Source organism: Methylophaga sp. UBA3192, from assembly GCA_002363955.1.
GTDB lineage: Bacteria > Pseudomonadota > Gammaproteobacteria > Nitrosococcales > Methylophagaceae > Methylophaga.
This window is the reverse complement of the sequence record DEXE01000003.1, coordinates 801,220-809,683: the sequence shown is the minus strand read 5'-3', so window position 1 is coordinate 809,683 and position 8,464 is coordinate 801,220. Positions and strand designations below refer to the sequence as shown.

At 44.8% G+C, this 8,464-nt stretch carries 9 protein-coding genes and 1 pseudogene; 1 reads left to right on the top strand and 9 read right to left on the bottom strand.

All coding sequences use genetic code 11. The annotated features are described in order from the left end of the window. The 3 genes and pseudogenes from B2337_RS05625 to B2337_RS05615 all read right to left on the bottom strand — a co-directional run. Positions 1-386 (bottom strand): annotated as a pseudogene (locus tag B2337_RS05625) (hypothetical protein); the annotation flags it as partial. Positions 387-588: 202 nt separating this feature from the next. Next, the gene (locus B2337_RS05620; RefSeq protein ID WP_292414185.1) at positions 589-1,005 is read right to left on the bottom strand and encodes a hypothetical protein; all 417 of its coding nucleotides are present in this window, start codon (positions 1,003-1,005) and stop codon (positions 589-591) included. 68 nt (positions 1,006-1,073) lie between these two features. Beyond that, positions 1,074-3,467, bottom strand: coding sequence for a Lon protease family protein (locus B2337_RS05615; protein WP_292414186.1), 2,394 nt, complete (start codon positions 3,465-3,467; stop codon positions 1,074-1,076). 83 nt (positions 3,468-3,550) lie between these two features. On the opposite strand from B2337_RS05615, the gene B2337_RS05610 reads away from it, so the two are divergent. Next, complete coding sequence (locus B2337_RS05610) at positions 3,551-3,856, top strand: PilZ domain-containing protein (RefSeq protein ID WP_292362625.1); 306 nt, start codon at positions 3,551-3,553, stop codon at positions 3,854-3,856. Positions 3,857-3,862: 6 nt separating this feature from the next. On the opposite strand, the gene coq7 is transcribed toward B2337_RS05610, so the two are convergent. From coq7 to B2337_RS05580, 6 genes are all read right to left on the bottom strand, one after another. Continuing rightward, entirely contained in the window at positions 3,863-4,507 is a 645-nt protein-coding gene (gene coq7 / locus B2337_RS05605; RefSeq protein WP_292362624.1) for a 2-polyprenyl-3-methyl-6-methoxy-1,4-benzoquinone monooxygenase, read from the bottom strand. 17 nt (positions 4,508-4,524) lie between these two features. Continuing rightward, the gene (locus B2337_RS05600) at positions 4,525-5,595 is read right to left on the bottom strand and encodes a GGDEF domain-containing protein (RefSeq protein WP_292362623.1); all 1,071 of its coding nucleotides are present in this window, start codon (positions 5,593-5,595) and stop codon (positions 4,525-4,527) included. 87 nt (positions 5,596-5,682) lie between these two features. Beyond that, positions 5,683-6,636, bottom strand: a complete 954-nt coding sequence (locus tag B2337_RS05595; protein WP_292362622.1) for a chemotaxis protein — start codon at positions 6,634-6,636, stop codon at positions 5,683-5,685. 313 nt (positions 6,637-6,949) lie between these two features. Beyond that, on the bottom strand, positions 6,950-7,399 hold the full coding sequence (locus B2337_RS05590) for a hypothetical protein (protein WP_292414187.1): 450 nt from the start codon (positions 7,397-7,399) through the stop codon (positions 6,950-6,952). A 55-nt stretch (positions 7,400-7,454) separates the two neighbouring features. Continuing rightward, positions 7,455-7,916, bottom strand: a complete 462-nt coding sequence (locus tag B2337_RS05585; RefSeq protein ID WP_292414188.1) for a DUF5675 family protein — start codon at positions 7,914-7,916, stop codon at positions 7,455-7,457. After that, positions 7,903-8,424, bottom strand: coding sequence for a hypothetical protein (locus B2337_RS05580; protein ID WP_292414189.1), 522 nt, complete (start codon positions 8,422-8,424; stop codon positions 7,903-7,905). Before B2337_RS05580 ends, B2337_RS05585 begins: the two co-directional genes overlap by 14 nt. Between the last annotated feature and the right edge of the window lie 40 nt (positions 8,425-8,464).

Sequence of the window (8,464 nt, the reverse complement as noted above, 5' to 3'; positions counted from 1 at the left end):
GCTTCATACCATTTTTTATCACTGGCAGTCTGTTCATCGCTGAATTCATACCAGTGCTTGTCCGTTGGTGTTTGATCCAGGTTGGCCTCATACCATTTATGATGCTGCTCACGGAATTTAGCCAGATTGGCCTGTTGCCAGCGTTTTTTCAGATCACTGTATTGTGAATCGGCAAACTCATACCAATGCGTTTCAGTGGGCGTATTATCCAGATTCGCTTCATACCAATGACGATTTGCCCGCACTGTTTCAACAGCACTACGCAAATTGGCTTCATACCATTTTTTCTTGGTATCAAGATGTTTCACCATATTGGCTTCATACCATGGACGATCAGAATGCTTAACAGGATTCTGCGCCGCTTTGTACCAAGGCAGTTTTTTCATTTTATCTCTCACTGCGTTTGCGGATTGCAACTTAGCTTTAATGCTGGTTATCGTTGCGTGATTGGTCTCGTACCACTTTGTTTTAATATCTATTGTGCTACTCATTGTGTTTACCTCTCAGGGTAGTTTTACAATTCGATACTACCCCAGAACTAAAGCGTACTACAAGTAAAACCATGCGATGACGCATAGAAAACAGATCTCATTCAAAGCAATGCTTTTCAGCTTTTACCCTTTGCAACATGGCAATTTTCTGCTCAATCTGTTGCGTACGTCTTGCTTCTTTTTCATCGACAAGGGATGAATAACCCAGATAAGCCAATCCCAACCATCCTTCGACAACCGGAATCGTATCAAAAACAATTAACGTAGCAGCCAGTTTGTTACTGCCATCGTCATAAAAGCCAGGTTTGTAACTATATCGGTATGGATGAAGCTGATTAATCGCACCATCAATTTCAACACAGCTATGCTTACGAATTTCGTCCGTAATTTCAACTACGGGTGGCTCGTAATAAATGGGCTCTGTTGGAACAGGCACCGGTGTTAGGGCCTGCACCGGAAAAGCTATCAATATAAATACCAGACTGTGCAGTTTAATTAAAAATTGATTTTTCATAATTGCATACCTTTCAATAAGCGTGTTTGCTTAATCTGGTTAACGGCAGACATATCCCGGACTAAAGCCTAATCACTGGCTTCGTGACTAGACTCTTTATCATGTTTATGCAACTCAGCCCAATTAGCCAATCTTGCTGCTACAGCCGCATTAAAACTATTTTCAGGGTAATTTCCCTGCTCATCTGCCACGCCAACTTCGTGATCAGTTAACACATTGATTGCATCAGCAATATCATCAACGGCATAAATATGAAATAACCCATTCTCGACAGACTGTCTCACCTCAGGCTTTAACATCAAGTGCTGCATGTTACTGCGCGGAATAATCACTCCCTGTGACCCCGTTAATCCCACCAGATTGCAGACATCATAAAACCCTTCAATTTTTTCATTGACTCCGCCGATTGCCTGAACATGACCAAACTGATTCATTGAACCGGTAATTGCCATGGATTGTTTCAACGGAATTTTAGCAATGGACGATAATAAGGCACATAATTCAGCGACTGTCGCGCTGTCTCCGTCAATCTCACCATAGTTCTGTTCGAACACAATACTGGCCGCCATGGATAGTGGCTTGTCCGCTGCGTAAAATGCCCCCAGATAAGCCGCCAGAATCATTACACCTTTTGCATGCAGGTTGCCACCCAATTCTACCTCACGTTCGATATCGATTATGGCATCATCGCCATAGCGGCAACTGGCGGTAATTCGGGTGGGTTCACCAAAGTGAAAGCCACCGATACTTAAAACGGATAAACCATTCACCTGACCGACACGTTTGCCACGCACATCCAGCTGAATGATTTGCCGCTGGATTTGCTGATAAACCACAGAGCGCACCCTATCAACCCTTCTGAGACGTTGCTGCAAGGCATGATCGACGGCATCAGCGGTGATTTCCGCTTGTTGGTATTTTCTTGCCCAATAAGCCGATTCACGTAACAGATCGGTCATATCCCCAATATGCAATGACAACTGCTGGCCATCGTTGATGGATCTGGCCGCATATTCGATCATCAATGCAACTGCCCCTTGCTGTAAGGCCGGCAAATGTTCATTCATTGCGGTTGAGGCAATCAATTTAGCCATTTGCATATGCGTTTCTGCTGTACGCGGCAATTCATCTTCCAAATCAGCCAGCACTTTAAATAACCCTGCAAATTCAGGATCCCATTCATAAAGCTGATAATACAGATCACGATTTCCCAACAATATAACTTTTGCTGATAACGGGATCGGTTCAGGTTCAAGTGACACCGTTGCCACTAAACTGTAGGTACGCTCCAGATTTTCCAGCGGGATCTCAGCCGCTTTTAAAGCGGCTTTCAAGCCTTCCCAGGCAAAAGGCTGTTCTAACAGCTTTTCGGCATCCACAATCAGAAAACCACCATTGGCCCGATGTAACGCGCCAGCTTTGATCAAAGTAAAGTCGGTAACCAAAGCCCCCATCATCGCCATGTTCTCAACACACCCCAACAGACTCTGATGATTTGGTTGATTCAGATACACCACCGGTGCGCCATGCAGTTCGGCATTATCCACAATCAGATTAATCTGATAACGTTTCAGGCAATTATCAACATGAACCTCTTCCTGACGCTCTTCATTTTTCAGAAACATCTCGATATTGCGTTGGATATCAAACTGCATATCATCAAAATAATTCTGTAATAGCTGGGATTTCGGATATGCGTGGCGTAAAAAATCTATTTGCCGGGTAACCACTTCCAAGGCCACCTGATCATTGAGCGAAGTAATTTTATTTGCTGTGTCATGTTCCCATTCATGAATTTCGCTCAACGTTTCCTGCATCGCCACCTGCAATTTAGCAATGGCTTCTTCGGTTTCCATTTTTTTGGCATAGGGAAGATCTTCAAAATCTTCTCCCGATAAAGGTTCACCTTCATGTTGTGCAGCAAAGGCATATGCACCATCTTCCATTCTCAGTAACACGACACCATGTTTATCCGCTTCAATCTGCAAAGCTCCGAATAAACGCACCCGATGCTGACGACTGGCCTCCTCAATGGCACGAAGCCGTCCCCGATAATATTCATCATCAAAGGCATACGGTAATTGTTGCTGCAGCTCTTTAATGACACGCTCAATATCCAGCTTAAGTTGCGCACCTTCTCCGGCAGGTAATGACAAAGCTTTGGGTTGCTGGGGCAGATCGAAATTATGCAAATAGGCCCAGTCTTTTGCATCTGGCCGGCTGGCGCTATGTTTGGTGAGAAATTCACTGACAAGTGACTTTTTCCCCATACCCGCCTCACCCATTACGTAAAGGTTGTAACCATCAGCCTGAATATTCGCTGCAAAGTCAATCGCTTCGCGAGCTCTCTCCTGACCAATCAACCCTGTTAAAGGCTCGACAGTAGCCGTAGTTTTGAAGGGAAGATCAGCCGGATTACAGGCATGGTAAAGTTGTGACGCAGCAAGTTGAGTAACAGGCATGGATATCTCTGGACGAATGAACAGAACTTAGCTTAGGCTAGGCACATCTGATAGGCAACTGCATATTAAAAGGAATCAAGCTTATGACAGGTCAGGATTATGAAGAGAAGCGCGATTTTTTCCGAATGCGTGTCAATGGTCCGGTCAACATTAAACGTCAGGATCAAGCTGAATTTTTTCACGCTGAAGGGCTGGATTTAAGTGCGAGTGGGTTAAGTTTGATTTCGGATGAAACAGTAATTGAGGGCGAAATACTGCAAATCAGTATAAAAAGTCATAACCCTGAGCTTGCTGACTTTGTCGCAGAAGCTGAAGTGGTCCGAGTTCAGCCATTAGATGAACATCCCGGAAAATTCAACATTTCGGTAAAGTTTACGACAATATATTAAGCCGGTTTACAGCCAGTAACTGCTATGGGTCATCACTTTGGACATGGGCTGCATGATTTTACGAACCAACCAGGGCAGTTCGGCACCGCCAGCAGCTAAAGCAGTATCCTGATGATGGCGCTCATCTTCACGCATTTGCGCCAGAATTGACCGACTACGCAGATCGTCCTCACTCATCTTATCCAGATGTTCATCCAAATGTTCAATTACCTGTTTTTCGGTTTCAGCAACAAACCCCAAACTCCATTTATCACCGATTCTCCCAGCCACAGCACCAATCATAAACGAACCGACATACCAGAGGGGGTTGAGCAAGCTGGTACGGCCATCCAGTTCATGAATACGTTGTTCACACCACAGCAAATGATCATTTTCTTCAGCGGCAGCTTGCTGCATCGCTTCTCGTACATTGGTTAATTTCGCAGTTAATGCCTGCCCTTGATACAGCGCCTGGGCAGACACTTCACCAGCGTGATTTACCCGCATCAAAGCAACTGACTGTCGACGTTCACTATCGTTAAGAGGCGTATCATCAATGTTCATGGCAGGAGTCTCACGGCCACTGGAGGGCGGTGCCCCCAAAACAGTCGTTAATGCTTTATCCAATTCGATAATAACTTTGTCGGTTAATAACAGATTACGGAAACTCATATTTTTCCTGGGTTAATTCAGAATAATTCTACATCCGAGCCAGTCATTTTCTTTGGCTCAGTGACTTTACCTTCAGCAAGCAGATGATGGTAGTTCTGTACCTGGTTTCGTCCTTCGTTTTTCGCGTTATATAAAGCCTCATCGGCCTGACCGATAACATCAGTTGGCGATAATTGAGCCGAAACTTCAACAAAACCAATACTGACCGTGACCTGGCCAAGTTGAGGAAAATTATGATTTGCCACCACCTTACGAATTCGTTCAAATGCCTGCATGGCATCTGTTTCATTAGCGGCTTTAAGCAATACCACAAACTCTTCTCCACCAAAACGGTAAATCAGATCGTCGTCGCGGATCACACCGGATGTCATTAACCGGGCAACCAGAATAATCACTTCATCACCATAAAGATGACCATAGGTGTCATTTATCACTTTGAATTTATCAATATCCACCACGCCCAACCAATGTTTAATGGCATATCGACGACGTCGGGAATCATTGGGTGAAGCCATCAGTTTATTCAGTTCACTGCTTTGATTGACCAGAATTTTAGTAATCTGCTCATCGAGCGTTTCCCGATTGTATAAACCGGTTAATTTATCGCGTTGGGATTTATCGATTAACGCCAGATAGTTGGCATACACCCTCAGGATGCCATGGACCAGTCGTTGGTCAATGGGTGACGGCAACTCTTCACAATGGTGAACCAGACTGGCAAAGATTTCGCCATGTGAATCATAGGCGGGATAAATGACATTCCAACCTGTCGTCCCGGATTGACGATAAGAAACAATATCTTCTCTATCAATCGCTTCTGTCATGGCAGCGCTCAGTTCATCCGCCGTTTCTGAATTCAGCTTGGGATGCTGGTCAGAAGACGAAATGACGTCATTCACACAGAAAGCCAACAGGCTGATATCGTGAACCAGATCATGACGTCGTACCCGAAACAAGCGTAAGGATTGTGCCGGAAATAATTCATTTAACGTTTTTAGCAGACTTTTTTCCAAAACCTGCCGATCATGATGTCGGGTAATTTCAGCAAGGTTGTCAACAATTCGTATACTGCTATGACGGTGTTGCATTAGTGTTTTGCCTTTATCAGAACGGAGCGCCGAAAAGCATCAGCATTATCGAACATAATTCAGATCAGTATGGCGTAGACCTACCTATTAATGTTTGTTTTCAATAAAACCACGAATCGTTGCGGCTAATTCAAGCGGTTGGAATTTTGATACATAGGCATCAGAACCTGCCCCTCGTCCCATTGCCTGATTCGCTACCGCAGTCAAGGATGAATGCATAATCACTGGCAGATGCGCCATGCGTGGATCAGATTTAATTTTTTGGGTCAGTACATAACCGTCCATCTCCGGCATTTCAACATCGGTTAAAACAACCTGGATTTCCGTGGTAATGTCCCGGCTTTCCTCTTCGCACTGAGTAGCCAGTTTCTCAAGCGTTTTCCAGGCAAGTGCGCCATTAATAACACCCGTATGGTTCACCCCAAGCTTGTCCAGAGTCTGGGTAATTTGCTTGCGTGCAACATTGGAATCATCAGCATAAAGCACTTTATACTTTTTACCGTTCTCCATTTTTTCGATGCCTTCAAACGCAGTATCATCATAGAAATCGCCGGTATCAGCTAACACTTTCTCAACATCCATGATCATCACCAGACGTTTATCCTGTAATTCAGCAACCGCAGTCACTAAACCGCCTAAACGTTTGGAAATTAATGGAGGTGGTTCTTTAACCTGCTGCCAGCTTAATCGCTGGATGGTATCGACAGAAGTCACCAAAAAGCCCTGAACGTGAGTGTTGTATTCCGTTATCATCAGAATTTTAGGAGGTTCCTGTGATTTTAATTTACAAAACTTTTGTAGATTGATGATAGGAACCATATCGCCACGCAAACTGACAAAACCTTCAATACCATCAGGCATTTCCGGAGCACCGGTAATTTCGGGAATATTAAGGACTTCTCTGACTTTGAAAACGTTGATACCAAATAGCTCATTACGACCGGTATCATCATTTGTCCCAAGGCTGAACAGTAATACTTCCAGGTGATTGGTGCCCGCAAGCTGGGTGCGTTCGTCGATTGAATCTATAAAAGTTGCCATGTCCGTTCTCACTGTGCAAAAGCTAATAATCCGTTGGGCACAATCAAGATGCACCTGACACGGTATAAGTTGCACAATATCGTAACCTTAAATGCGGTTCAATAGCAGCAATAATAGGATTCTGGGAATTTTAAAGCGAGAAACATTCACCCGGAACGACCAAAGCAGTTAAAATGGTCGGGTGACAAAGAGAAAAAAATTCGGAATGGTGCCCAGGGGGAGACAATTCTGAGCAATGATTTCAATAACTTAAATCATTGTGGCGCGATTTTGTAAGGTCACATTTCAAAACGCTTTTTTTGTGGTGCGCGATTCACTTCCTGTTTTTCGGATGCACATATCCGCCGAGAAAAGTTGGCACTGGCCATTCCTTGAAGCCTTCCTGATCCAAAAGCTCTGATGTGCGCATTAGGATATAGATGCGATCTTTATCAATAACCGTTGCCGTTACAGCCTTTAGTCCCTGCTGGCTTTTGCCGTCTAGTTCAAACCATCTGTGCTGATTTTTTTCATCGATGAGCATATAGGCATTACATGAAATTGATACAGATCGTGGATGATGATGACGGAACTTATTCATCCGGAGTTCATCAATGTGAATAGTCGCACCAGGTGGATAGAAAGAATGGATCTCGGATGGGTTACCCCAGGGCATGATCTGCAGATTGCCGTTGCGCATGAGAATGGGCACGCAAGGGTTTGGATCGGTAAAATTTACCGTTATTGATTGATTGTGGATGGTAAAGCGGATGGCCTGGCACATTTTCTCACCTGGAAATTAGGCGAGAAAATATAGAGCTTGTCAGGGATTAATGCAATTAAACAGCTGCATCATTGTTGATAATGTGAATGCGTAACCGGCCTGTCAGGGCCGCGTTAATCACTTTTTTGTAAAACAGCTCATAGGCAACGGCGCTGGCCTGCAAAGACATGTTGCCTGCAGCGGAATAGCACCCCATGCCAACCAGCAGGCACCCTGCTGTATTTTCCTCGGTGTTGCCGATGTGGATCAGGATATCCGTGAAGTCTGGAACCTTGCAGATTTCAAGCATCCCCTGGTGCCAGTCAAAAAGTTTTGAATATCGTTCATGAAACCCGCCCCATGTACGAACGCGCACATCATATACGCCAGCAGGAATTCGCGTTTCGCCATAAACCTTTTTGGTCCGGTGCTCATCTTCCAGACCAAAACAGACAAACTGGCCATCAAGTGACAGCAGGCTGATTGTTGATTCGTGATCTGATGTAAACCGGTCAATGACGATATTAGTAATGTTCATTAATCAGGTCTTTCAATGCATCGATGCGTGGCTGTAGTGTTTCGCGATCAGCCATCATGCCTCTGGCCGTTGAAAAAGCAGATGCCGGTTCGGTTGAATTGATCAGGTTCTCAAGACGTGTCAGCACACCAAGCACAGCTTGTTTACTTGGCTGTTCAACTGGTTCAGGTTCGGGATCTGGATCAGGTATTACAGGCGGATCAGGCTCCACCGGATCGGGTTCACCTGGTTCAGTTGCCGCAGTTCGTAAATGTGTGATCTGCATGCCGTCCGGATGTTGTGGTTTGTCATACCAAATCAAACCCACCTGTGATTTTGTTTTGCTGCAGTCGGCTGGAATTGGAAATCCAGAAGCATCCACACCACCATTCGTGCAATATGGCCCGGTATGTTCAAATAAAAAGTTTGCCCGATACCAGGTTTGACCATCGACGGAATACCAAACAGGATCATCCCAGTCGAGATGATCCATATCTGGCCACTCTGCCCCCCGAACACTTGTTGCCATAACTATCAGGCACAGTAATATCCATGCTTTATGCATACAT

Coding starts and splice junctions, on each gene's coding strand:
- B2337_RS05620 (WP_292414185.1), bottom strand. CDS start 1,005: ATGAAAAATCAATTTTTAATTAAACTGCACAGTCTGGTATTTATATTG.
- B2337_RS05615 (WP_292414186.1), bottom strand. CDS start 3,467: ATGCCTGTTACTCAACTTGCTGCGTCACAACTTTACCATGCCTGTAAT.
- B2337_RS05610 (WP_292362625.1), top strand. CDS start 3,551: ATGACAGGTCAGGATTATGAAGAGAAGCGCGATTTTTTCCGAATGCGT.
- coq7 (WP_292362624.1), bottom strand. CDS start 4,507: ATGAGTTTCCGTAATCTGTTATTAACCGACAAAGTTATTATCGAATTG.
- B2337_RS05600 (WP_292362623.1), bottom strand. CDS start 5,595: ATGCAACACCGTCATAGCAGTATACGAATTGTTGACAACCTTGCTGAA.
- B2337_RS05595 (WP_292362622.1), bottom strand. CDS start 6,636: ATGGCAACTTTTATAGATTCAATCGACGAACGCACCCAGCTTGCGGGC.
- B2337_RS05590 (WP_292414187.1), bottom strand. CDS start 7,399: ATGTGCCAGGCCATCCGCTTTACCATCCACAATCAATCAATAACGGTA.
- B2337_RS05585 (WP_292414188.1), bottom strand. CDS start 7,916: ATGAACATTACTAATATCGTCATTGACCGGTTTACATCAGATCACGAA.
- B2337_RS05580 (WP_292414189.1), bottom strand. CDS start 8,424: ATGGCAACAAGTGTTCGGGGGGCAGAGTGGCCAGATATGGATCATCTC.